The organism is Cupriavidus sp. 05N39, from assembly GCF_056397325.1.
Genome location: NZ_JBFTNE010000101.1, coordinates 1 through 22,722, shown reverse-complemented (window position 1 = coordinate 22,722; position 22,722 = coordinate 1). Strand labels below are relative to the sequence as shown.

The following is a 22,722-nucleotide window of genomic DNA, read 5'->3' as shown; positions in this document are numbered from 1 at the left end:
AAAGGCGGCGCAACAAGAAACGCGTTCAGTCAGGCTGCCGTGCGCTATGTATCAGTTTTGCCAGTTCTAACACTTCCGGTACGTAAGCGTCCAGTACGGCGGGATCATAGGCCGGGGTGCGCTGGGTCACCGCGAGGCGCAACAGGCCGAGCAGCATGCGCATGGCGCGGGCAGTGAGGCGAGCCTCCAGCTCCCTTGCCTGCGCCGGTGCCCGGTCGCCGGACGGCACGCCCGCGATCAGGCTGGCCATCAGTTCGGGCAATTGCATGGCCAGCATCGGGACGATTTCCGAGTGCTGCTGGTGCTCATGCTCCAGGGTTTGGGTGGCGTCGAGCAGGGGACGCAGCTGTTCGCGCAGGAGCGCGACGCAGCCGATGTAGTCGGACGAGCCGTCCGCGCGCCGGCGCGCGTCGGCCAGCAGGGCACGGATCTTGTCGCTGGGACTGCTGGCGCCCGGCAACTCGATGCCGGCCAGCCAGGCGAGGTCTTCTTCGGGAATGCGGACGGAGACGGTTTGCATCTGGTTCTGCCTGGTTCGGATCACTGGAACCAAGCATAGGTCACTCGCCACTCTTTGTATACGTTTGTAAACAAAAAATGACATTTCACCGGTCCAGCGTGGCGAGCGGCGGCGGCAGGCAGGACCTCAAGCGCGAGCGGCGGCGAATCGCTCGCCGCCACGCCGCAAAGCCAGGCCCGGTGCGACTCTTGGGCAAACCAGCCTTGCAAAGGCCGGGTTTGGGGGTGCCGTGCCCGCGTGACACGAAATTGAAATCCGCCCGGCCGAAACTGGCGTAGCCGCCACACTCGCACTACCCTTATCAGGGCTGCAAATGCTACAATCTAAGTCTTTGATTTACATGAGCTATTGATCTCGCGGCGGAATCGCCCTGCAGAGGCAAGGACAGACGACGGTTCGCGGCGGTCGCGCCAGCAGGGCGCGCACCATGCGGCCGGGCCTTAAATCCATGCGCAGATCTCCCCCGCTCGGTTCAAGACGCGTGTCCGTTGGCGCCGGGTTCGCCTCCTGCAAGACACGGAAACCATGACGACTACGACCACCGACCAGACCACCCCCGAGATCACCTTCGACAGCTTCGGCCTGGACGCCCGCATCCAGCGCGCATTGTCCGAGCAGGGCTACACCAAGCCCACGCCCATCCAGGAGCAGGCGATCCCCGTGGTCTTGCTCGGCAAGGACGTGATGGGCGCGGCGCAAACCGGCACCGGCAAGACCGCCGGCTTCGCGCTGCCGATCATCCAGCGGCTGCTGCCGATGGCCAATGCCAGCGCCTCGCCGGCGCGCCACCCGGTGCGTGCCCTGATGCTGACCCCCACGCGCGAACTGGCCGACCAGGTCTACGACAACGTGGCCCGCTACGCGCGCTTCACCGATCTGCGCAGCACGGTGGTGTTCGGCGGGGTCGACATGAACCCGCAAACCGATGCCTTGCGCCGCGGCGTGGAAATCCTGGTGGCCACCCCGGGCCGGCTGCTCGATCACGTGCAGCAGAAATCGGTGAACCTGTCGCAAGTGCAGATGCTGGTGCTGGACGAGGCCGACCGCATGCTCGACATGGGCTTCCTGCCCGACCTGCAGCGCATCATCAACCTGCTGCCGGCACAGCGCCAGACGCTGCTGTTCTCGGCCACCTTCTCGAACGAAATCAAGCGGCTGGCCGCCAGCTACCTGCGCGAGCCGGTCACCATCGAAGTGGCGCGCAGCAACTCGGCCAACGAGAACGTGCGCCAGACCGTGTTCCAGGTCGAAGACGGCCACAAGCAGGCCGCCGTGGTGCATCTGCTGAAGAAGCGCGCCGCCGAAGGCCTGTCGCGCCAGTGCATCGTCTTCGTCAACAGCAAGATCGGCTGCTCGCGCCTGGCGCGCCACCTGGAGCGCGAGGGCATCAACGCCGCCGCCATCCATGGCGACAAGACCCAGACCGAGCGCATGCAGACGCTCGATGGCTTCAAGCAAGGCAGTATCGATGCCCTGGTCGCCACCGACGTGGCGGCGCGCGGCCTCGATATTCCCGACATGCCGTGCGTGATCAACTTCGACCTGCCGTACAGCGCTGAAGACTACGTTCACCGTATCGGCCGTACCGGCCGTGCCGGCGCGAGCGGCGACGCGCTGTCGATTTACGTGCCGGGCGACGAGCGCCTGTTGGTCGATATCGAGAAGCTGCTCAAGCGCAGCATCCCGCGCACGCCGCTGGAGGGTTTCGATCCCACCGGTGCCAGCGCCCGTGCCGAGGAAGGCGACCGCCGCCGCGCACGCAGCAGCGACGTGCGCCGCCCGCGCGGCAATGGCGAGAGCGAGGAACCGCGTCCGCGCCGGAACGATCCGGCCAGCTCGCGCAACGCGTTCCGTCCGTCCGACGACTCTTTCTTCTCGCGTCCTTACGAGCCGAGCAGCAGCGCGATTGCCGCCCAGCCCGACGTGACGGATAGCAACGCCGCCGCCTTTGGCCGTGGCCGTCCGGCGCCCAAGCGGCAACTGGCGGCGCTGCTTGGCGGCGTGCCGCGCAAGTCCTGAGCCGGCCGGCGCGAAGCGTTTTGCCGCAGCCAACAAAAAAGCGCCCGAGGGCGCTTTTTTGTTGGCTGGACGTCAGGCTTGCACGGTGTGCGGTTGCGCGAAGCTCCGCCGGATTCAAGGCGCTGGAAGGCATACAGCTGGCCTTTACCTTTACGCAGGGGCAGGGTCAAACGCCAGTCTTGTATTCCTGCACGGTACCCGCCGCCAGGTTCCGCGGCAGCGCGGCCCAGCCCGCCGTGGCATCGCTCAGCCAGCTGTCCACCGATTGCGCGTGGCYCGCCAGCCCCAGGTGCGCGCCGGCCGTGCGCAGCGCCGCCAGCGGATCGAGCTCGTCGATGGCCTGCGCRCCGCTTTGCTTGCTGAGTTTCTCGCCGAGCGCGTTGGTCACCACCGGCACGTGCAGGTACGACGGTGTCGGCAGCCCCAGCAGATGCTGCAGGTGGATCTGCCGCGGCGTGGAATCGAGCAGGTCGGCGCCGCGCACGATATGCGTGATGCCCTGATGGCCATCGTCGACCACCACGGCCAGCTGGTAGGCCCACAAGCCGTCGGCGCGGCGCAGCACGAAGTCGCCAAGCTCGGTCGCCAGGTTCTGGCATTGTCGGCCTTGCCAGCGATCGTCGAAGCAGATCAGCGCGGCATCGCCGTCCGGCACCCGCACCCRCCAGGCGCGCGGCAGCTTGCCATGCAGGCCATCGCGGCAGGTGCCGGGATAGGCCAGGGTCTGGCGCCGTTCGCGCGCATGCAATAGCGAGTCCGCGATTTCCTTGCGCGAACAGCCGCAGGGATAAATCCGATGATCGGCGTCCAGCTTGCGTAGCGCCTCGGCATAGCGCGCCTCGTGCCGGCTCTGCCACTGCGGCGGCTCGTCCGGATGCAGGCTGAGGCGGGCCAGCGCCTGCAGGATCTGCAGGTCGGCGCCGCGCACGCAGCGGGGATAGTCGATGTCTTCGACGCGCACCAGCCAGCTCCCGCGATGGGCGCGGGCGTCAAGCCAGCTGGCCAGCGCGGTGACGAGCGACCCCATATGCAGCGGGCCGGTGGGGGAGGGGGCAAAACGGCCCCGGTAGCCGGGCACCGGGCTCGGGTGGGCGGACATGGCGGCGGCGCGTTAGTCGGGCTGGCCCGGCTGTTGTTGGAGCAGGGCTTGCGCCAGGCGCGGATCTTCCAGCTTGTTGGCCCACCATTGCAGCGCCTTGCCGCGCGTGCTGGTGCGCCAGGCCACCTTGAAATTGCCTGGGTTGCGCACTTCGAGGGTTTCGCGCGCCAGCAGCACGCCGCTCTCGATGAAGGGCTGCGCCATCGGCGCCGGCAGCCAGCCGCAGCCCAGCCCGCGGATCTGCGCCTCGAGCTTGTCGCGCATGGTGGGCACCACCAGCACGTCCTGTCCGGCGAGCACGCCATGGGTGCGGGCCGGCAGGTTGCGCGAGGTATCGCCCACCGCCACGATGCGATGCTTGGCGATCTGCAGGGTGGTCAGCGGACCCGGTTCGTTCGCCAGCGGATGATGCGCGGCCACAGCGAAGACAAAGGGCATGGTGCCCAGCGGGCGTACCTGGAAACCCTGGGTGCTCGGCGCATCGTAGGCGCCGCCGATCACCAGGTCGGCGCGGCTGCTGACCAGCGCATCCCAGGCACCGCCCAGCACCTCCTTGGCAAAGCGCAGCCGGGTGGCGGTGTTCTCGGTGTAGAAGTCGTGGATGACCGGCAGCAGGGCACGGAAGTTGATCAGGTCGTCCACCACGATGGTCAGCGTGGCTTCCCAGCCGGTGGCCAGCCGCTTGACGCGGCGGGCCAGGTCGTCCGCGGCGTGCAGCAGGTGGCGGCCCTCGTCCAGCAGGGCGCGTCCGGCGGGGGTGAGTTCGGCGCGGTGGCGGCGGCGGTCGAACAGCAGGACGTCCAGGTCCTCCTCCAGCTTGCGTACCACATAGGTAAGCGCCGAAGGCACTTTGCCCATCTCGTGCGCGGCGGCGGCAAAGCTGCCTTTGCGCTCGATGGCATCGAGAACTTCCAGGGATTCGAGAGAGAGTGCCATGTTCAGAAATTCTGAATGAATACTTCTAAGATCGTCCCGCCAAATATACGCCTGCCACCCTAAACTGCCTAGTATTGAAACGTAGTGCAAGGCCAGAGCTAGGTTTTAACCCAGCTGCTGCGCCGACAAGGCCTGAAGGAGGGCCGTCAAAATGATTGAAATCAGAAAGGCGGGCGAACGCGGTTTCGCGGATCATGGCTGGCTCAAGTCTTATCACACCTTTTCCTTCGCGGACTACTACGATCCCAAGCACGTCCAGTTCGGGCCGCTGCGCGTCATCAATGAGGACCGCGTCGCACCGGGCATGGGTTTCGGCACCCACGGCCACCGCGACATGGAAATCATCAGTTATGTGCTGGAAGGCGAACTGGCCCACAAGGACAGCATGGGCAACGGCAGCGTGATCCGCCCCGGCGATGTGCAGCGCATGAGCGCGGGGACCGGCGTGCGCCACTCGGAGTACAACCACGCCGCGCACGACACCACGCACTTCCTCCAGATCTGGATCCTGCCGGAGAAGGCCGATCTCGAGCCCGGCTACGAGGAAAGGCGCTTCGAGCCCGCGGAAAAGCGCGGCCGTCTGCGCCTGGTCGGCAGCCGGGACGGCGCCGAGGGCTCGGTGGTGATCCATCAGGACATGCGCCTGTATGCCGGCCTGTTCGACGGCGATGAATCCGCCACGCTGGCCCTGGCGCCAAAGCGGCGTGCCTACGTGCATGTGGCGCGCGGGCGCGTCACCGTCAACGGCAAGGCACTGGAGGCGGGCGATGCCGCGCAGCTGGAAGGGGCAGACGCGGTGGCCCTGACCCATGGCGATGGTGCCGAAGTGCTGGTGTTTGACCTGCCCTGAAGCGCCGCTTGAAGAGCACGCAGCCCGCCCGCCATGCCGGCGGGCTGCGGCGCTTTCTCTGGGCGGGTTTGCCGTGTGCTATCGTCTCGCTATAGATAAGCGACCGGGCCGGCACACGTGCCGCCTGGCGTGCCCTGGCCTTCGACATCCACTCCAGAGATGACTTTTGTATCTGTCCTCCTCGCGCTGATCGCCGAGCAGTTCCGCGCCCTGGGCCGCAACAATCCGATCTACGACATCGTGCGCGTGCTGGCCGAGCGGGCGGAGCACGCCTTCGACACCGGGCGCCCGCGCGATACGGCGCTGGCCTGGTTCACGGTGGTGCTGCCGCTGACGCTGACCGCCATGGTGGTGCACTACCTGCTGGCCTCCATCAGCGTGGCGCTCACGCTCGCCTGGAACGTCCTGCTGCTCTACCTGACCCTCGGTTTCCGGCAATTCAGCCACTTCTTCACCGATATCCACGAAGCGCTCAATCGCGACGATCTGCCGCGCGCCCGCGCGCTGCTGCACCAGTGGACCGGTCTCGAAACCCTTGAAATGCCTGTCACCGAGATCGTGCGGCATACGCTGGAAGCCGCCATCGTGGCGGTCCACCGGCATGTGTTCGGCGTGTTCTTCTGGTTCCTGGTGCCGATCGGCCCGGGTGGTGTCATCTTGTACCGCATCGCCGAATACCTCGCGCGCCACTGGAACCTGCCTTCCACCGAGCGCAGCCCCGCGCTGGGGCGGTTTGCCGCGCGGGCCTTCTACCTGCTGGACTGGATCCCCTCGCGGCTGACCGCGGTCGGTTTTGCCATCGTCGGTAATTTCGAGGATGCGGTCTATGCCTGGCGCAACCACGCGCGCAAGTGGAACGATGCCGTCAACGGCATCCTGCTCGCCAGTGGCGGCGGCGCGCTTGGCGTGCGCCTGGGCGCGCCGCTGGCCGAGGAGGATTCCACCGTGGTGCTGCGCACCAGCCTGGCCGGCCCGGCCATCGACTATGCGCCCGGCATGGAAGACGACAGCGAGCCTGAGCCGGCCGCGCCTGAATTCGGCATGGAGCCGAACGTGCGTACGCTGCAATCGGCGATTGGGCTGGTGTGGCGTGCCGTGGTGCTGTGGATGCTGCTGCTGGCGATGCTGTCGCTGGCGCTCTGGGTCGGCTGAGCCGGATTGCCATCCCGCTATCGCCAACGCCCGCGCTTGCCGCGGGCGTTTTGTTGGGTGCGCTCTTTTGTGCGCCTATGTACTCTTATGCGCGCTAAGGCTGCCGCGGCGCCCCGCATTGCCAGCACGAATTGAACTGCGCTTCGTGCCATTCCCCGCATGACAGGCATTGCCACCGTGGCCCCGGCTCCGGATTGGCCGCCGCGCGCAATACCGCCCAGGCCTGGGTTTCCATTTCGTCATCGATCAGCCAGACCTGCGGTGCGCTCTCGCGAAACGGGATATCGCCCATCGCGCCGGCCAGCCAGGTATTGCGCATTTCGGCACGGATGCCAGCGGCTTCCAGCAAGTTCTGGCAGTGTGCCGCATGGACTAGGGAAGGGGTCGAGAGCAGTAGTTTCATGGGGATCGGGCATGCCGTTGCAGGCACGCCCGATCACCTTACCACGGCTTTTGCTGGCGGGATTCGTGCAGCAGTTGCGTGTAGAGCTGGTGGCGCCGTCCGGAGATCTCGCCCGCCTTCATCGATTCCAGCACGCCGCAGCCGGGCTCGTTGATGTGATGGCAGTTGTAGAAGCGGCACTCGGTCAGGCGCGGACGGAATTCCGGGAAGGCACGCTCCAGCATGCCTTCGCTCAGGTGATGCAGGCCGAATTCCTGGAAGCCCGGCGAATCGATCAGGCAGCCACGCTGGCGGGCCTGGGGATCATTGCTTTCGCCATCCATGGTTGCGTCGCCATCCACGCTGGCCGGCAGGTGGTAGAGGCGGGTAAAGGTGGTGGTGTGCTTGCCCGAATCCAGCTTGGCCGAGATTTCCCGCGTCTGCGCTTCCACGCCGGGGATCAGCAGGTTCAGCAGCGAGGACTTGCCCATGCCCGACTGGCCGATCAGGATGCTGGCGCGGTGCGCCAGTTGCGGGCGCAGTTGCGCCAGCGTATCTTCCGGCGAGCCGTGCACGGACAGGAACAGCGTCTCGTAGCCCAGCTCCTGGTATAGCGCCAGCCGGCCGCGGGCTTCTTCCAGCCGCTCGGTCAGGTCGATCTTGTTGAGGATGATCAGCGGCCGGATGCCGAGCGCCTCGGCCGACACCAGCGCACGCCCGAGCAGGTCTTCCGAGAAGCCCGGCTCGGTCGCCAGCACGATGACCACCTGGTCGATATTGGCCGCCAGCAGCTTGGACTTGAACTGGTCGGAGCGGTGCAGCAGGTTCTTGCGCGGCTTGAAGCCGGTGATCACGCACTGGTCGGAGGCGGCGCGCTCGATGGTGACGCGGTCGCCCACCGCGCACTCGCTGCGCTTGCCGCGCGGGAAGCCGTGCAGGCGGCTGCCGTCGTCCAGCTCGATCACATAGTGGCGGCCGTGCGCGGCGACGATCAGCGCCTCTTCGGCGGCGGCGCCATTGGCGTTGGCTTTGGCAGCGCTTGCGGCGCGCTGCGGGCCTCCCCGGGCGGCGCGGCTCATGCCTGCGCCAGCAGGCGGTCGATCCGCTGTGCCGCTGGTGGGTGCGAGTAGTAGAACGCGCTGTAGATCGGGTCGGGCGTCAAGGTGGAGGCGTTGTCCTTGTAGAGCTTGACCAGTGCCGAGACCAGGTGGCCGGCATCGGTCTGGCCGGCGGCGAAGGCATCGGCCTCGAACTCGTGGCGGCGCGAGGTCTGGCTGGCCAGCGGCCCCAGCAGGAAGGTGAAAACAGGCAGCGTCAGGAAGAACAGCACCAGGGCAAGCGCATGGTTGGTGGTGCCGAGATTGGGCAGCACGCCCAGGCCCGTGTAGAACCAGGTACGGCTGGCCAGCCAGCCCAGCGCGGCCAGGAAGGCCAGGCTCAGCGCGAAGCTCACCAGCATGCCCTTGAGGATATGGCGGCGCTTGAAGTGGCCGAGCTCGTGCGCGAGCACGGCTTCGATCTCGTCGTCGGCCAGGCGCTCCATCAGGGTGTCGAAGAAGACGATGCGCTTGGCGGCGCCGAAACCGGTGAAGTACGCGTTACCGTGCGCGCTGCGCTTGCTGCCGTCCATCACAAACAGGCCACGGCTGCGGAAGCCGCATTTTTCCAGCAGGCGCTTGATGCGCGCTTCCAGCGTGGCGTTGGCGAGCGGCTCGAAGCGGTTGAACATGGGCATGATCACCGAGGGCGCAATCATCTGCACGAAGATCGTGAAGGCGATCCACGTCAGCCACGTCCATACCCACCAGTATTGCCCCATATGTTCCATGAGCCACAGGACGGCAAGCAACAGCGGCAGGCCCAGCGCGCAGCCGACGACGGCCATCTTGGCCAGGTCGGCCAGGTAGAGCTTCCAGCTCATGCGGTTGAAGCCAAAGCGCTGCTCGATGCCGAACTGGCCATAGAGCGAGAAGGGCAGGTCGACCAGCCCGCCGATCACGGCCACGCTGCCGACCAGCGCCACGCTGTAGGCATAGCCCGGGCCGAAGGTGCCGAGCCAGAACTGGTTGATCCACTGCAGCCCGCCCAGCATGGTCAGGACGATCAGCAGGCCGGCGCCGGCCAGCACTTCCAGCATCGACAGCCGGGTGCGGGCGATGGTGTAGTCGGCCGCCTTCTGGTGCGAGGACAGCGTGATGCTGTCGGCAAAGCGGCTGGGTACCGCATGACGGTGTTGCGCCACATGGCGCACCTGGCGGGCTGCCAGCCAGAGCTTGGTCAGCACCATCAGCATCAGGGCGGCTAGGAACAGAAACGTGAACATCGGGCAGAGCCTTGTCGTGTAAAGCCGTCGCGTACGCGGGGGCGGCCGGATCGCCGGAGCGGGTGCCGGACCGCTTTGGAACCGGGAGCGGCAGCGGATATGCGAGAATTATAAGTTGTTCGCGCCCTCCGACCGTGTTTGTCATCGGGAACTCGGGCGCGCCTTCTTCTTTGCCTCTCCTTCGATTGCAGTCCAGATGACCAGCCAAAATACCCACGTGCCCAGCGGCGCCAAATCCGTCAAGAGCGAAAACAACCTGATCTGGCTGGACATGGAGATGACCGGCCTGATGCCGGACACGGACCGCATCATCGAGATTGCCATCGTCGTGACCGACTCCGAGCTCAATATCCTGGCCGAAGGCCCGGTGCTGGTGATCCACCAGGAAGATGCCGTGCTCGACGGCATGGACAACTGGAACAAGGGCACCCATGGCCGCTCGGGCCTGATCGACAAGGTCAAGGCCTCGACCCTGACCGAAGCCCAGGCCGAGGCCGAGCTGCTGGCCTTCCTCAAGCGCTGGGTGCCGGCCGGCAAGTCGCCCATGTGCGGCAACTCGATCTGCCAGGACCGCCGCTTCATGGCGCGCTACATGCCCAAGCTGGAGGCGTTCTTCCACTACCGCAACCTCGACGTGTCCACGCTGAAGGAACTGTGCAAGCGCTGGGAGCCGGCCATCCACAAGGGTTTCGTCAAGCGCCAACTGCACACCGCGCTGGCCGATATCCTGGAGTCGGTGGAAGAGCTGCGTTACTACCGCACCCACTTTATCCGCCATTCCGCGCCGGCGGCAGCGGCAGCGGGCGAAGCGCCCGCCGCGCCCGAGGCTCCGGCCGCTCCGGCCGCCTGATCCGCACCATCCAACGTCACTTCCGAGGCGCCCCGAGGGGCGCCTCGGTCCAACTGCCGCCCTCCCATGCTCGCGCGCATCGTCTCGATTATCACGCCGGTCATCCTGATCATCCTGGTGGGCTGGCTTTACGGGCGCCGCGCGCATCCGGACATGTCGGGCATCAACCGGGCCACGCTCGACGTGATCGCGCCGCTGCTGGTGGTGTCGGCCTTTGTCAGCAAGGAATTCGTGCTGGCCGACCAGCTTGTGCTGCTGGGTTGCGCGGTGGCCGTGGTGCTGGGTTCCGGGCTGCTGGCCTGGCTGGCCGCGCGGCTGCTGCGGGTGGATCCGCGTACCTTCGTGCCGCCGATGATGTTCAACAACTGCGGCAATATGGGCTTGCCGCTATCGGTGTTCGCCTTCGGCCCGGTCGGCCTGGCGCCGGCGGTGGCGTTGTTCGCCGCGTCCAACCTGATGCACTTCACCATCGGCATGAAGATCGTCAACCGGCATGCGTCGGTCACGCAGATCGCGCGCAATCCGATGGTGCTGGCGACGGTGCTGGGGGTGGCCTTGTCGCTGGCGCGGCCGTGGTTCGCGCTGCCTGAGCCGGTGTTCCAGTCGATCAAGCTGCTGGGCGATGCGACCGTGCCCTTGATGCTGTTCGCGCTGGGCGTGCGCATGAAGGACGTGAGCCTGCGCAACTGGGGCATGGGCGCGATCGGCGCCGTGGCCTGTCCGCTGACCGGCATCGCCTGCGCCTTGCTGCTGGCGCAACTGGTGCCGCTGACCCAGCTCCAGCGCGGGCTGCTGTTTGTGTTCGCGTCGCTGCCGCCGGCCGTGCTCAACTTTCTCGTGGCCGATCATTTCCGGCAGGAGCCGGATCAGGTGGCTTCGATCGTGCTGCTGGGCAATGTCGCCGCAGTGGTGTTCGTGCCGCTGGGGCTGTATCTGGGGCTGCGCTGAGGCAGCCCCGCCGGTGATTCAGGCCGCCGGCCGGGTGCGAATTGCGTGCTTGGGACGCCACGCCTTGGCCACGGCATCGTCGGTCTCGATGTAAGGGCCGCCGATCAGGTCGACGCAGTAGGGCACGGCGGCAAAGATGCCTTGCACGATGGCTTTGCCGTCTTCGCCGCGCAGGCCTTCCAGGGTTTCGCGGATGGCGCGCGGCTGGCCCGGCAGGTTGATGATCAGGGCGGCGCGGCTGGCGGTTTCGCGGATCACCGCCACCTGCCGCGACAGGATGGCCGTGGGCACGAAGTGCAGGCTGACTTGGCGCATCTGCTCGCCGAAGCCGGGCATTTCCTTGGTGCCCACCGCAAGCGTGGCCTCGGGCGTGACGTCGCGCCGCGCCGGGCCGGTGCCGCCGGTGGTCAGCACCAGGTCGCAGCCGGCCACGTCGACCAGTTCGATCAGCGTGCGGGAGATGACTGCCTGTTCGTCGGGGATAAGGCGTTCCACGCCCTGCCAGGGCGAGGTCAGGGCGTGCCCGAACCACTCGCGCAGGGCCGGGATCCCTTCGTCCTGGTAGGTGCCGGCCGAGGCGCGGTCGGAGATCGAGACAAAGCCGACCAGCAATTCGTCCGGATGGTTGCGGGCAATGGGATGAACCATCGCGTGCGTCGTGGTTTGCGTCATCTTGTCCCCAATGGGTTTGGCGTCCTGGTTATTCTTCGGCGTCCGGCTCGGCTTGCGGCTCGTCGGATGCCGCCGCCTTCTTGCTCTCCAGCGCATTCTTGATGGCCTGGAACAGTTCGCGGAAATAGCGCGGCGGCTTGTTCATCTCGTGCTCTTTGCGCGCATTGCGGATGATGTTGCGCAGCGCCTGCACATCGATGGCCGGGTGTTCGGCCAGGAACTTGGTCAGGGCGGCGTCGTCCGCCAGCAACAGTTCGCGCCAGCGCTCCACCAGGTGCAGCTTGGCCGTCTCGGCCTTGCTGGCGCCCTTGAAGCCTTCCAGTACGCGCTGGATGGCTTCGACCTCGTCGTCGTCCAGCTTGCGCATGACCTTGCCCACGAACTGCATCTGGCGGCGTTTTCCTTCGTGGTTGGTGATGCGCCGCGCGTCGCGGATGGCGTCGGCCAGCGCTTCGGGCATGGGCACGCGCGCCAGCCGGTCCTTGGGCAGCGCTTCGAGTTCCACGCCCAGGTCCTGCAGGGCGAGCATATCGCGTTTTTTCTGGGACTTGCTCTTGGGCAGGTCGTCGTCGTCGGCCGGTTCGGGGGCGAACTGGCCGGGGAAGCCGGAGGCGTTCCGGGGGGAGGTGCGGGAGTTTCGCGTCATGGGTGGCATTTTATCTTGCTATGATTCTTGTTTGGACTTTTGATGACCGCGCCCACAATGGATCAATCCGCCGACCAGACCGCCCATTTCACTTATACCCAGGCCCAGCTTAGCGAGATGGCCGCCGATGTGCTGCGGGTGGCACGCGAACTGGGCGCCACCGACGCGGCAACCGAGATTTCCGAGGGCAGCGGCCTGTCGGTCTCGGTGCGCAAGGGCCAGGTGGAAACCATCGAGCAGAACCGCGACAAGGTGGTGGGCGTCACGGTCATGATCGGCAAGCGGCGCGGCAACGCCAGCACCTCGGATTTCTCGCCCGCGGCGCTGCGGGCCACGGCGGAGGCGGCCTACAACATTGCCCGCTTTACCGCCGAAGACGATTGCGCGGGTCTGGCCGAAGAGGAGTTGCTTGAACGCAACCCGCAGGATCTCGACCTGTTCCACCCGTGGAATATCGACGCCGAACAGGCCATCGAGATCGCGCGCCGCGCCGAAGCCGCCGCCTTCGCGGTCTCGCCGCGCATTCGCAACAGCGACGGCGCCAGCGTGTCGGCCCAGCATTCGCAGTTCGTGCTGGCCACCTCGCGCGGCTTCACGGGCGGTTATCCGTACTCCCGCCACTTTATTTCCTGCGCGCCGATCGCCGGCACCGGCAGCGGCATGCAGCGCGACGACTGGTACTCGTCCAAGCGCGCGCCCGACGCACTGGCCGCGCCCGAGGACATCGGCCGCTATGCCGCCGAACGCTCGCTGGCCCGCCTGAACTCGCGCAAGCTGTCCACGCGCCGTTGCCCGGTGCTGTTTGAGGCACCGCTGGCGGCGGGCTTGCTCGGCGCCTTCGTGCAGGCCGTGTCCGGCGGCGCGCTGTACCGCAAGTCGACGTTCCTGTACGACACGCTGGGCAAGGCGGTGTTCGCGCCGCACATCCACATCCACGAACAGCCCCACCTGCCGGGCGCCATGGGCAGCGCCCCCTTCGACGAAGAAGGCGTGAAGACCCACGCGCGCGACGTGGTTCGCGCCGGCGTGGTGGAAGGCTATTTCCTCTCCACCTACTCGGCCCGCAAGCTGGGCATGAAAACCACCGGCAATGCCGGCGGCTCGCATAACCTGACGTTGTCCAGCTCGCTGACCGCGCCGGACGACGACTTCGCCGGCATGTTGCGCAAGCTCGGCACCGGCCTGCTGGTGACGGAACTGATGGGGCAGGGCGTGAACTACGTGACGGGCGATTACTCGCGCGGCGCCTCGGGCTACTGGGTCGAGAACGGCGTGATCCAGTTTCCGGTGGAAGAGATCACCATTGCCGGCAATATGGTGGAGATGTTCCGCCAGATCGTGGCGATTGGCGCCGATTCGCTGGTACGCGGCACCAAGGAAACCGGCTCGATCCTGATCGAGCAGATGACGATCGCGGGCAACTAAAGCCACGGCGGCGGCCTGGTTCCCGGGCCGCCGCGCGTTTCACGCCGGCAATGTCTTATTCCTCGCCGGACGGCGGGCGCTCGTAGGTAACGAAGGCGTAGTCGAAGCCATTCGCTTCCGAGTGATGCGATTCGCGCGCGGTGGTGATCCACTGCTGCGGGTCGATGGGGGGAAACACCGCATCGCCTTCGACATCCGCATCGATCTCCGTCACCACCAGCCGGTCCGCGCTGGGCAGCGCCTCGGCATACAGTTGCGCACCGCCGATCAGGAAGATCTGCTCGACGCCGACGCATAGCCGCTGCGCTTCCTCGAGCGAGTTCGCCACGTCGCAGCCTTCGATGCGCAGGCCGCGGTTGCGGCTCACCACGATATTGCGCCGGCCCGGCAGCGGCCGGCCGATCGATTCCCAGGTCTTGCGGCCCATCACGATGGGCGCGCCCATCGTGGTGCGCTTGAAGTGCGCCAGGTCCTCGGGCAAGCGCCAGGGCAGGGTGTTGTCGCGGCCGATCACGCCGTTGCGGGCCTTCGCCACGATCAGGGTCAACAGCGTCATACGGCCACCGGTGCCTTGATGGCCGGATGCGACTCGTAACCCACCAGTTCGAAGTCTTCGTACTTGTAGTCGAAGAGGCTGTCCGGCTTGCGCAGTATCTTCAGTTGCGGCAGCGCCATCGGCTCGCGCGCCAGTTGCGTTGCCACCTGTCCGGCGTGATTGCTGTAGATATGGCAATCACCGCCGGTCCAGATAAAGTCGCCCACTTCCAGTCCGGTCTGTTGGGCGATCATGTGCGTCAGCAGCGCGTAGCTGGCGATATTGAACGGCACGCCCAGGAAGATATCGGCGCTGCGCTGGTACAACTGGCAGGACAGGCGGCCTTCGGCCACATAGAACTGGAAGAAGGCGTGGCAGGGCGGCAGCTTCATCTGCGGAATCTCGCCCACGTTCCAGGCCGACACGATCAGCCGGCGGGAGTCCGGGTTGCTGCGGATCTGCGCCACCAGTTCGCTGATCTGGTCGATGTGCCGGCCGTCCGGCGTCGGCCAGGCGCGCCACTGCGAGCCGTAGACAGGTCCCAGTTCACCGTTTTCATCTGCCCATTCGTCCCAGATGCTGACGCCGTTGTCCTTCAGGTACCTGATGTTGGTCGAGCCTTGCAGGAACCACAGCAGTTCGTGAATGATCGACTTCATGTGCAGCTTCTTGGTGGTCACCACCGGGAAGCCTTCGCGCAGGTCGAAGCGCATCTGGTAGCCGAACACCGAGCGCGTGCCGGTGCCGGTGCGGTCGGCCTTKTCGGTGCCATGCTCTTRCACATGGCGCATGAAGTCGAGGTACTGTTTCATCGGCGCGGGTGTTGGGGAAAGTGACGCGACAGCGTTGTGCGCGTAATGGGGCAATCTGCCCGGAGGTCGGCAAATTGCTAAAGGCCTAGCATTTTATCGCAAAGCAAAAAGGGCCGCCTCGCGGCGGCCCTCCTTTCATGGTCCGGCGTCCTCAGGTGCCGGCGCCATCGTGCATTACTGCGCCGCCGTGGTCGGAGCCCGGCGCTTCTGCACCAGGTAGCCACCGCCCAGCACGCCGCCGATGACCAGCACGAACAAGCCGTAGTAAGCCAGGGCGTTGGTGTTGAAGAACTCCTTCACCAGCGGCTCGCTGACGATCATCTTGACTGCCGTGAAGGCCAGCACGCCGGCGCCCACGAAGATGACCGACGGGAAGCGCGACATCAGCTTGAGCACCAGGCTCGAGCCCCACACCACGATGGGGATGCTGATCAGCAGGCCGAGCACCACCAGCAGGAAGCTGCCGTGCGCCGCGCCTGCCACTGCCAGCACGTTGTCCACGCCCATCACCGCGTCGGCGATGATGATGGTCTTCATCGCGCCCACCAGGGTGGTCGCGCCCGCGCCATGTTCGTCRCCATTGCCGTCGTCGGACAGCAGCTTGTAGGCGATCCACACCAGGGCCACGCCGCCGACCAGCAGCAGGCCAGGAATCTTGAGCAGCCAGACCACACCGATCGTCATGGCCGAACGGACCACGACTGCGCCGACCGTACCCCAGACGATGGCCTTCTTCTGCAGGTGGGGCGGCAGGTTGCGCGCGGCAAGCGCGATCACGATGGCATTGTCGCCGGCAAGCACCAGGTCAATGACGACGATGGACAGCAGTGCCGTCAGGAACTGCATCGTGAACAGATCGGTAAACCATTCCATAAAATCTCCTCGAAACAACGATAGCCAAAAGCCGTGCGCAAACACCGGGTTAGCCTGGAGACATGTTGGTTGGGAGCTGTGGGGGCGCCTTTGCAAACCATGAAACCAGGTTGCAAAGGTCTTGCTCGACCGCCATATGGTTGTTGGCGCGGTCAGCACAACCGGAGGCTATTTGTGATCAGCCTCGGAATGACGATTGTGCTAAGGGCAGGGCCCCGGAGCTACTCCCCTTTGAGGGACGAATCCGTTCGGATCAGGCCGAAGCGGAAGCGCTGAGGCGGATTATAAACGAAGCCACATGCTTTGTGCTGTTGTGAATGTTTGATAAGGCGCACTTTACGTCGGATATCGCGATGCCATCGACGGGCAGAGACTCTTCCCTGGGCGCCGGCAGGACGATATACGGAACCGATGGCGCTTTCCGTGTCATTCTTAGTGAAGATTACGGCGCCCGGAAGGGTTTGTGCATTGCGGTAAGCACACTCCGCGCGCGCCAGCTATTCTGAGTAGACTGGCTTTTGGCCGATGCGCCCCAGACGTCACCGGAGGCGCATCCCTTGCCAGCCCCGCGCATGCGTGACGTGCGGGCACCTGGGGGTTTCATGCATTGCCATCGACCAACAAGGAAACGTCATGCCGGCCGTCCCGACCCCGTTGAACCCACGCCACAGCCATTCCCAATCCAACCGCAACGCCACTTCGGCCCTGCAACCCAACGGCAGCCAGGCCAGCACTGCCGTCATCGCCAACGGACACGCGCTGCCGAATCCGGTACCGCGGCTGGATTTCATCCAGCAGTACCATGAGGACAGCGGTGCCCTGCGCGGCGAGATCACGCGCGGCCTGCTGGCCCCCGCCGCCAGCATCAGCCCCAAGTTCTTCTATGATGTACTTGGCTCCCGCCTGTTCGAGGCCATCACCGATCTGCCCGAGTATTACCCCACGCGTACGGAGGCCGCGGTCTTCTCCGCGTTCGCGCCCGCTATGGCCGCGCGTGCCGGCAGCGGCTGCGTGCTGATCGACCTTGGCGCGGGCAATTGCCAGAAAGCGGCGCGGCTCTTCGGCAGCCTGCAGCCGGCGCAATACGTCGCACTCGACATTTCGGTGGAGTTCCTGCGCGGCACCTTGTTCTGCCTGCAGCAGCAGCATCCGCAGATTCCCATGCTCGGCCTTGGCGCCGACTTGTGCGTGCCGCTCGACCTGCCGCCGGAAGTCAGGCGCGGGCGCCGGCTGTTCTTCTATCCGGGATCCAGCATCGGCAACTTCGCGCCGGAGCAGGCGCGGGCCTTGCTGCAGCGTCTGCGGGCGGCCGCGGGGAGGGGGGATGGCGTGCTGATCGGCGTCGACCTGCTCAAGGACGAGCAGGCGCTGGTGGCCGCCTATGACGACCCGCTAGGCGTTACCGCCGCCTTCAACCGCAATGTGCTGCGTAACCTGAACCGCATCGTCGGCAGCGATTTCCAGCTCGACGACTGGCGGCACGCGGCCAGCTTCGACCTCGAGAACTCGCGCATCCAGATGCACCTGCGGGCCGGGCGGGACGTCACCGTGCGCTGGCCGGAAGGCAGCCGCGCCTTTCGCGCCGGCGAGCGGATTCACACCGAGGATTCCTATAAGTACCGGCCGGCCGATTTCGCCACACTCCTTGCGGCTGCGGGCTTCGACGATCCGGTCTGGTGGACCGATCCGCGCGGCTGGTTCGCAGTGTTCCATGCGCGCGCCTGAGCAGGGCGGCAGGCGCTGCGCGGGCGGGGATGGTGCTGGTGTCATAATGCCCGCATCCCTCCTTGGGGGCGCGGCGCATGAGGCGCGCCGCCCGCCGGGCAAACCAACCGTGGGCCATCCCATTCACCGTCAGGGTTCTTGATGAGCGGCTTTTCCATGCTTCCCGACCTTCATTTCAATGGTGGCAAGACCGTCTGGACGGACGCCCGGAGGCTGCCCCGCGAGGGCCTGGCGCAGGCGCTGGTGGAAGCGCGCAACCGCACCCTGGCCTGGCTTGCCGCGTTCGGCCAGACGCGGCGCGGCTGGGAGGTGCCGCGGCAGGATTTTGCGAACCCGCCGCTCTGGACGCTGGGCCATGTCGCCTGGCATGCCGAATGGTGGTGCCTGCGCGATGTGCGCACGCTGGAGCGCGATGGCCTGCCGTTGCGGGCCGCCGGGGTTCCTTCGTTGCTGGCCGGCGCGGACGAATGGTTCGATCCCGAACGCATCGATCCCGATGCCCGCTGGGAGGCCACGCTGCCCGACGTAGCGGTGGTCAAACGCTATGCCGCCGAGGTGCTCGAAGCCACCTTGCGCCGGCTGGCGGCGCAACCGGACGATAGCGATGCGGCGCTCTACGCATGGCGTCGCGCGCTGTTTCACGAAGACAGCCAGGGCGAGGCCCTGGCTGCGCTGCTGCAGGCCGTGGGCATGGCGCCGGTGGAGCCGGCCGTGGCGCTGCCTTCCGTGTCGGTACCGCACGCCGGCACCTTGCAGTTTCCCGGTGGGCGGTTCATCCAGGGCTGGAATGAGCCGGATGGCTTCGCGCTGCCCGACGAACTGCCGCCGCAGCCGACCTATGTGCCAGCCTTCGAGATGGATGCCGCGCCGGTCAGCAATGCGCAGTTTCTCGATTTCGTCGAGGACGGTGGTTATGAGCGCGCGGCATGGTGGACGGTGGCGGGGCACCAGTGGCTGATGATGCAGGACCGTTCCGCGCCGCGTTACTGGGCCAGGCATCCGGAGTCCCGGGCGTGGATGGCGTTGCGCTTCGGCAGCCTGCGCACCTTGAATCCTGACGAGGCGGTACGCCACGTCAGCCTGTTCGAGGCGCAGGCCTGGTGCGCCTGGGCGGACCGGCGCCTGCCTACGGAAGCGGAATGGGAGCTGGCGGCGGTGCAGGCGCGCGGCGGCTTGCGCTGGGGCATGGTTCGCGAGTGGACGGCGACGCCCTATGAGCCCTATGCCGGTTTTGTCGCTGGCCCGGCCGATGTGGAGTTCGTTGACTGCTTCGCCACGCACCAGGTGGTGCGCGGTGCCTCTTTCGCCGGCGTGGCGCGCCAGCGCCATGCGCGCGCGCGCATGGCGCTGCTGCCGGAGGACGATTTCGCGTTCGTGGGCTTTCGCAGCTGTTCCATATAGAGAGGGCCGGCTGGCCCCTTCGTCTGACGTCTCACGCCAAATGAAAAAAGCACCCGAAGGTGCTTTTTTCATTTGTTGCGATGGAGCGCCGCATAGGCGACGCATCCATTCAACCGCGCGAATTAACGCTCGAAACGCGAGCGGCCACCGGTGTTGCCGTTGCCGTTGCGCTGGCCGCCGAAGCCGCCGCGGTTGCCGTCGCCGAAGCTGCGGGGCGCGCCGTCGCGGTTGCCATCGCGGTTGCCAAAGCTGCGGCCTTCGCCGCCGCGGTAGCCACCGTTGCCGCCGTTGCCTGCGCCACGGTTGCCGTCGGCGAAGCTGCGGGGAGCCGCGCCATCACGGTTGCCGAAGCCACGGTTGTCGCCGCCGCGGTAGCCGCCTTCGTTGCCGAAGCTGCGCTGGCCGCCGGTCGCGCCCTGGCCGCGATAGCCGGTGCTGTTGCCATTGGCGTTGCCGAAGCCGCCACGGTCGCCAAAACCACGGTTGCCGTCGCGATCGCCGAACGGGCGGTCGCCTGCGGGACGCGGGGCCCCGTCACGGCTGCCGAAGCCGCGGCTTTCGCCGCCGCCGAACTTGCGGTCGCCAAAGCTGCGGTTCTCACCGCCGCGATAGCCGCCGCCATTGCTGTTGCCACGGTAGCCACCGCGGTCACCGCCCGGCTTGCCGCCGAAGCCGGAGCGCGGCTTGGGCGAGCGGCGCGGTTCCAGGCCTTCGATCACCGAAGCGTCGACGCGGTTGTTGGTGAAGCGCTCGATGCGCTTCCACTGGAACATGTCGCCATGGTTCACGAGGTTGATGGCGACGCCCGAGCGGCCGGCACGGCCGGTTCGGCCGATACGGTGCACGTAGTCTTCGGCTTGCTTGGGCAGGTCGAAGTTGACCACGTGGGTGATGTCCGGCACGTCGATGCCGCGTGCGGCGACATCGGTTGCCACCAGGATGCGCAGGTTGCCGCGGCGCAGCGACGTCAGGGTGCGGTTACGCGCGCCCTGGGTCATGTCGCCGTGCAGCGCGCCGGCTGCGAAACCGGTATCCGACAGGCGCTCGGCCAGCGAATCGGCATCGCGCTTGGTCGCGGTGAAGACGATGGCTTGCTTGAGCGTGGCGTCGCGCAGCAGGTGGTCGAGCAGCTTTTCCTTGTGCGACATGTCATCGGTGAAGTGCAGGCGCTGTTCGATATTGCTCTGGTCGGCGCGGGTCGCGGCGATCTCGATGCGTTGCGGGTCGCGCAGCTGGCGCGAAGCCAGTTGGGCGATGCGGCCGTCCAGCGTGGCCGAGAACATCAGCGTCTGGCGGGTGGCCGGGGTAGCGGCAACGATGGCGTCGATATCGTCGGCGAAGCCCATGTCGAGCATACGGTCGGCTTCGTCGAACACCAGCATGTCCAGCGCGGACAGGTCGATGCGGCCGGCTTCGACGTGGTCGAGCAGGCGGCCAGGCGTTGCCACCAGGATGTCAGGCATCTTCGACAGCGCGGCGAGCTGCTTCGGATAGGGCATGCCGCCCAGGATGCTGGCGCACACGATGCGGCGCAGGTGGCGGCCATACTTGGCGGTGGCTTCGGTCACCTGCAGGGCCAGTTCGCGCGTGGGGGTCAGCACCAGCAGCGCGGGTTGCGCCGGCGACGGACGGGGGCGCTTGCCCTTCATGCGCTTGACCGGATCATCGGAACGCGGGCGATTCGGCGAAGCCTTTTCGCTGATGCGCTGGATGGCCGGCAGGATGAAGGCGCCGGTCTTGCCCGAGCCGGTCTGGCTGGACACCAGCAGGTCGCGGCCAGCCAGGAAGGCGGGAATCGCTTGTGCCTGCACCGGGGTCGGCGTGGTGTAGTTCAGTTCAACGAGGGCGCGCAGGATTGCTTCTTCGAGGCCAAGCTTGGCAAAGCCGTTCTCGGCATTGACGTTGGCGGCGGCGGCAGGCGCAACGGCTTCCGGGCTGAGCATGGCGTCGAGCTTGTCGAGCGGGCTCGGTTCCTGGATAGCGGGCGTGGCGATGGCGGCGGCTTCGGTCGATGCGTCGGCGGCGGAGGCAAAAGCTTGCTCCGCACGAATGTCGTGCTGGGTCATGTCGTAGTTTTCTTTAAATGCATGGCACCCCATGCCGAACTAGCGAACAGGGGCGGGCGCAGTGCAAAGTCTTAAAAAGGCTTCGGCGCCAATCGGTGAGGCCGTTACGACAGACACAGCTGACAGTACGGCGGCAGGCAGGGCGACACCGGGCACAAGGCCGGGCGCGCGGTCCCTGGCAGGCAAACAGCTCTGTAGAGCTATTCAACAGGATCGGAGACGAGGCGACGTCGGTGAGAAATGCGTTCTGTCGGGTATCACCACTTGGCCTTGATTCAACAACTTTAAGGCAGGCCAGCCGGCGGGACCGGGGAGCAGAGCTTGAGAGCGGGGGCGGTATCGCCTGCCGGAAGAGACCGGTAGACGTGTTGCACAACTCACAGTGCGAACTCACGGCGCGAATTATAGCAGAAACAAAAGTAAGTTTGTTGCACTGCGATAGGAATTACTTTGAGGTGCCGAACGGCGATTTTTGAGGCTCATTGGGCGCTTTTCATGGGGGTTTGCCGATCCCGCATTCGATATTGCATCCGCAGGCCGCCTGCCTATACTGAATCCGTCGGGCGCATCGATGCCCGGCAAGGTGGCGGACCGATGAGAACCCGCTGACCTTCCTCGGCGCTTTGCTTTAAGTGCCGCTAGCCGCTGATATCGCGGCAGTCGGCGTCATTGCCAGCTTTCCTTTGGCTCTCCGGGTGGTCCGGAGGGACGTCCGCGTCATGGGCGGAATCATGGGAAAACCTGCTTGCACGGCTGTTGCCGCGATAGCGCCGGCGTTGACCTGGATGGTCCGGACCGTCCGCAACCAGCCCGCCAGTGTACTGGCGGGCTTTTTCGTTCGTGCTCCGGGTTTGGGGTACCGCAAGCGCTACTTCCGGCTTCCGTTAAGCTGACCCATATGTTGCACGGGTAATCCATTGATACCTTTGCTAACAGCCGGAAGTCTCGCGTCAAGTTATTCTCGGGCCTGAAACTGGCAAAACGAGATAGCGATGACGAGAAGGATTCTTTTGTGCGCGGCGGCTGTAACTGGCTTGATGGGCGCACTGGGCATGGCGCCTGCGGCACATGCGCAGGTATCGGTCAATGTGTTGATCGGCGTGCCGCCGCCGGCTCCCGTCTATGAAGTTGTTCCCGTGGCGCGCCCTGGCTACGTCTGGGCGCCCGGCTACTGGGACTGGGATGATCGCGGCCACAAGCACAAGTGGAAGAAGGGCAAGTGGGAGCGCGAGCGCGCGGGCTATGTCTACGAGGCGCCGCGCTGGGTGCAGGCGCGCGATGGCTGGGTGCTGGTGCCCGAGCGCTGGGATGGCAGGCCGGGCAAGAAAGACAAGGGTTATCACTGCCCGCCGGGACACGCCAAGAAGGGCGAGTGCTGAGCAGGGGAGCGTGGCTGGTGAGGTTTTGATATACTCCGGGCCTGCTCCCGGATCCGCGCCGCCAAGGCGCACCAACATGTCCACGGAGTCTGTCCTCTCGCCGTAGTTC

General features: G+C 66.1%; 21 protein-coding genes. 9 read left to right on the top strand and 12 right to left on the bottom strand.

Annotation, left to right across the window (positions count from 1 at the left end):
- Positions 1–25: 25 nt before the first annotated feature.
- On the bottom strand, positions 26–520 hold the full coding sequence (locus AC1DN0_RS33080; protein ID WP_441626914.1) for a hypothetical protein: 495 nt from the start codon (positions 518–520) through the stop codon (positions 26–28).
- A 525-nt stretch (positions 521–1,045) separates the two neighbouring features.
- Between AC1DN0_RS33080 and AC1DN0_RS33075 the strand changes: the two genes are divergently transcribed.
- On the top strand, positions 1,046–2,539 hold the full coding sequence (locus AC1DN0_RS33075; protein WP_441626912.1) for a DEAD/DEAH box helicase: 1,494 nt from the start codon (positions 1,046–1,048) through the stop codon (positions 2,537–2,539).
- 166 nt (positions 2,540–2,705) lie between these two features.
- Here AC1DN0_RS33075 and gluQRS read toward each other — a convergent pair whose 3' ends face one another.
- Together gluQRS and AC1DN0_RS33065 are read right to left on the bottom strand one after the other, a co-directional pair.
- Positions 2,706–3,638, bottom strand: a complete 933-nt coding sequence (gluQRS, locus tag AC1DN0_RS33070; protein WP_477146315.1) for a tRNA glutamyl-Q(34) synthetase GluQRS — start codon at positions 3,636–3,638, stop codon at positions 2,706–2,708.
- 12 nt (positions 3,639–3,650) lie between these two features.
- Positions 3,651–4,574 carry a LysR family transcriptional regulator gene (locus tag AC1DN0_RS33065; RefSeq protein ID WP_035869784.1) on the bottom strand — a complete coding sequence of 308 codons (924 nt, stop codon included), beginning with the start codon at positions 4,572–4,574 and terminating at the stop codon, positions 3,651–3,653.
- A 151-nt stretch (positions 4,575–4,725) separates the two neighbouring features.
- Here AC1DN0_RS33065 and AC1DN0_RS33060 point away from each other — a divergent pair, with 151 nt between their 5' ends.
- Both AC1DN0_RS33060 and AC1DN0_RS33055 read left to right on the top strand, forming a co-directional pair.
- On the top strand, positions 4,726–5,424 hold the full coding sequence (locus AC1DN0_RS33060) for a pirin family protein (protein WP_477111514.1): 699 nt from the start codon (positions 4,726–4,728) through the stop codon (positions 5,422–5,424).
- A gap of 159 nt (positions 5,425–5,583) precedes the next feature.
- Positions 5,584–6,576, top strand: coding sequence for a CobD/CbiB family protein (locus tag AC1DN0_RS33055; protein ID WP_441626906.1), 993 nt, complete (start codon positions 5,584–5,586; stop codon positions 6,574–6,576).
- A 94-nt stretch (positions 6,577–6,670) separates the two neighbouring features.
- Here AC1DN0_RS33055 and AC1DN0_RS33050 read toward each other — a convergent pair whose 3' ends face one another.
- Genes AC1DN0_RS33050 through AC1DN0_RS33040 form a run of 3 tightly spaced genes read right to left on the bottom strand, consistent with a single transcriptional unit; the run spans position 6,671 to position 9,281 of the window.
- A complete protein-coding gene (locus AC1DN0_RS33050; RefSeq protein WP_441626904.1) occupies positions 6,671–6,979 on the bottom strand; it encodes a putative signal transducing protein in 309 nt (102 codons plus the stop codon).
- A 38-nt stretch (positions 6,980–7,017) separates the two neighbouring features.
- On the bottom strand, positions 7,018–8,037 hold the full coding sequence (gene rsgA, locus AC1DN0_RS33045; protein ID WP_441626902.1) for a ribosome small subunit-dependent GTPase A: 1,020 nt from the start codon (positions 8,035–8,037) through the stop codon (positions 7,018–7,020).
- Complete coding sequence (locus AC1DN0_RS33040) at positions 8,034–9,281, bottom strand: M48 family metallopeptidase (RefSeq protein ID WP_441626900.1); 1,248 nt, start codon at positions 9,279–9,281, stop codon at positions 8,034–8,036. Before AC1DN0_RS33040 ends, rsgA begins: the two co-directional genes overlap by 4 nt.
- 196 nt (positions 9,282–9,477) lie before the next feature.
- Between AC1DN0_RS33040 and orn the strand changes: the two genes are divergently transcribed.
- A complete protein-coding gene (gene orn / locus AC1DN0_RS33035) occupies positions 9,478–10,131 on the top strand; it encodes an oligoribonuclease (RefSeq protein ID WP_441626898.1) in 654 nt (217 codons plus the stop codon).
- Positions 10,132–10,197: 66 nt separating this feature from the next.
- Positions 10,198–11,079, top strand: coding sequence for an AEC family transporter (locus AC1DN0_RS33030; protein ID WP_477102271.1), 882 nt, complete (start codon positions 10,198–10,200; stop codon positions 11,077–11,079).
- 18 nt (positions 11,080–11,097) lie between these two features.
- Here AC1DN0_RS33030 and mog read toward each other — a convergent pair whose 3' ends face one another.
- Positions 11,098–11,751: a molybdopterin adenylyltransferase gene (mog, locus tag AC1DN0_RS33025; protein WP_441626894.1), complete on the bottom strand. Its 654-nt coding sequence runs from the start codon at positions 11,749–11,751 to the stop codon at positions 11,098–11,100.
- 28 nt (positions 11,752–11,779) lie between these two features.
- Positions 11,780–12,397 carry a ribosome biogenesis factor YjgA gene (gene yjgA / locus AC1DN0_RS33020; protein WP_414629473.1) on the bottom strand — a complete coding sequence of 206 codons (618 nt, stop codon included), beginning with the start codon at positions 12,395–12,397 and terminating at the stop codon, positions 11,780–11,782.
- Positions 12,398–12,454: 57 nt separating this feature from the next.
- On the opposite strand from yjgA, the gene pmbA reads away from it, so the two are divergent.
- The gene (pmbA, locus tag AC1DN0_RS33015) at positions 12,455–13,822 is read left to right on the top strand and encodes a metalloprotease PmbA (RefSeq protein WP_441626942.1); all 1,368 of its coding nucleotides are present in this window, start codon (positions 12,455–12,457) and stop codon (positions 13,820–13,822) included.
- 55 nt (positions 13,823–13,877) lie between these two features.
- Here pmbA and AC1DN0_RS33010 read toward each other — a convergent pair whose 3' ends face one another.
- From AC1DN0_RS33010 to AC1DN0_RS33000, 3 genes are all read right to left on the bottom strand, one after another.
- Complete coding sequence (locus AC1DN0_RS33010) at positions 13,878–14,378, bottom strand: dihydrofolate reductase (RefSeq protein ID WP_441626892.1); 501 nt, start codon at positions 14,376–14,378, stop codon at positions 13,878–13,880.
- Entirely contained in the window at positions 14,375–15,169 is a 795-nt protein-coding gene (locus AC1DN0_RS33005) for a thymidylate synthase (RefSeq protein ID WP_477146314.1), read from the bottom strand. The genes AC1DN0_RS33010 and AC1DN0_RS33005 overlap by 4 nt, the downstream gene beginning before the upstream one ends.
- A gap of 174 nt (positions 15,170–15,343) precedes the next feature.
- Positions 15,344–16,042, bottom strand: a complete 699-nt coding sequence (locus AC1DN0_RS33000; protein ID WP_045239580.1) for a TerC family protein — start codon at positions 16,040–16,042, stop codon at positions 15,344–15,346.
- Positions 16,043–16,675: 633 nt separating this feature from the next.
- Here AC1DN0_RS33000 and egtD point away from each other — a divergent pair.
- Positions 16,676–17,767: an L-histidine N(alpha)-methyltransferase gene (gene egtD / locus AC1DN0_RS32995; RefSeq protein ID WP_441626888.1), complete on the top strand. Its 1,092-nt coding sequence runs from the start codon at positions 16,676–16,678 to the stop codon at positions 17,765–17,767.
- 141 nt (positions 17,768–17,908) lie between these two features.
- Entirely contained in the window at positions 17,909–19,168 is a 1,260-nt protein-coding gene (locus tag AC1DN0_RS32990; protein WP_441626886.1) for an SUMF1/EgtB/PvdO family nonheme iron enzyme, read from the top strand.
- 122 nt (positions 19,169–19,290) lie between these two features.
- Here the strand turns inward: AC1DN0_RS32990 and AC1DN0_RS32985 are convergent, their stop codons facing one another.
- On the bottom strand, positions 19,291–21,234 hold the full coding sequence (locus tag AC1DN0_RS32985; RefSeq protein WP_276286664.1) for a DEAD/DEAH box helicase: 1,944 nt from the start codon (positions 21,232–21,234) through the stop codon (positions 19,291–19,293).
- Positions 21,235–22,226: 992 nt separating this feature from the next.
- Here AC1DN0_RS32985 and AC1DN0_RS32980 point away from each other — a divergent pair.
- Positions 22,227–22,613 (top strand): YXWGXW repeat-containing protein, encoded by a 387-nt coding sequence (locus AC1DN0_RS32980; protein WP_441626884.1) that lies wholly within the window; start codon positions 22,227–22,229, stop codon positions 22,611–22,613.
- Positions 22,614–22,722 lie beyond the last annotated feature (109 nt).

Coding starts and splice junctions, on each gene's coding strand:
- orn (WP_441626898.1), top strand. CDS start 9,478: ATGACCAGCCAAAATACCCACGTGCCCAGCGGCGCCAAATCCGTCAAG.
- AC1DN0_RS33060 (WP_477111514.1), top strand. CDS start 4,726: ATGATTGAAATCAGAAAGGCGGGCGAACGCGGTTTCGCGGATCATGGC.
- AC1DN0_RS33065 (WP_035869784.1), bottom strand. CDS start 4,574: ATGGCACTCTCTCTCGAATCCCTGGAAGTTCTCGATGCCATCGAGCGC.
- AC1DN0_RS33080 (WP_441626914.1), bottom strand. CDS start 520: ATGCAAACCGTCTCCGTCCGCATTCCCGAAGAAGACCTCGCCTGGCTG.
- AC1DN0_RS32990 (WP_441626886.1), top strand. CDS start 17,909: ATGAGCGGCTTTTCCATGCTTCCCGACCTTCATTTCAATGGTGGCAAG.
- AC1DN0_RS32985 (WP_276286664.1), bottom strand. CDS start 21,234: ATGACCCAGCACGACATTCGTGCGGAGCAAGCTTTTGCCTCCGCCGCC.
- AC1DN0_RS33075 (WP_441626912.1), top strand. CDS start 1,046: ATGACGACTACGACCACCGACCAGACCACCCCCGAGATCACCTTCGAC.
- AC1DN0_RS32980 (WP_441626884.1), top strand. CDS start 22,227: ATGACGAGAAGGATTCTTTTGTGCGCGGCGGCTGTAACTGGCTTGATG.
- AC1DN0_RS33050 (WP_441626904.1), bottom strand. CDS start 6,979: ATGAAACTACTGCTCTCGACCCCTTCCCTAGTCCATGCGGCACACTGC.
- yjgA (WP_414629473.1), bottom strand. CDS start 12,397: ATGACGCGAAACTCCCGCACCTCCCCCCGGAACGCCTCCGGCTTCCCC.
- rsgA (WP_441626902.1), bottom strand. CDS start 8,037: ATGAGCCGCGCCGCCCGGGGAGGCCCGCAGCGCGCCGCAAGCGCTGCC.
- pmbA (WP_441626942.1), top strand. CDS start 12,455: ATGGATCAATCCGCCGACCAGACCGCCCATTTCACTTATACCCAGGCC.
- AC1DN0_RS33030 (WP_477102271.1), top strand. CDS start 10,198: ATGCTCGCGCGCATCGTCTCGATTATCACGCCGGTCATCCTGATCATC.
- AC1DN0_RS33040 (WP_441626900.1), bottom strand. CDS start 9,281: ATGTTCACGTTTCTGTTCCTAGCCGCCCTGATGCTGATGGTGCTGACC.
- AC1DN0_RS33055 (WP_441626906.1), top strand. CDS start 5,584: ATGACTTTTGTATCTGTCCTCCTCGCGCTGATCGCCGAGCAGTTCCGC.
- mog (WP_441626894.1), bottom strand. CDS start 11,751: ATGACGCAAACCACGACGCACGCGATGGTTCATCCCATTGCCCGCAAC.
- AC1DN0_RS33010 (WP_441626892.1), bottom strand. CDS start 14,378: ATGACGCTGTTGACCCTGATCGTGGCGAAGGCCCGCAACGGCGTGATC.
- egtD (WP_441626888.1), top strand. CDS start 16,676: ATGCCGGCCGTCCCGACCCCGTTGAACCCACGCCACAGCCATTCCCAA.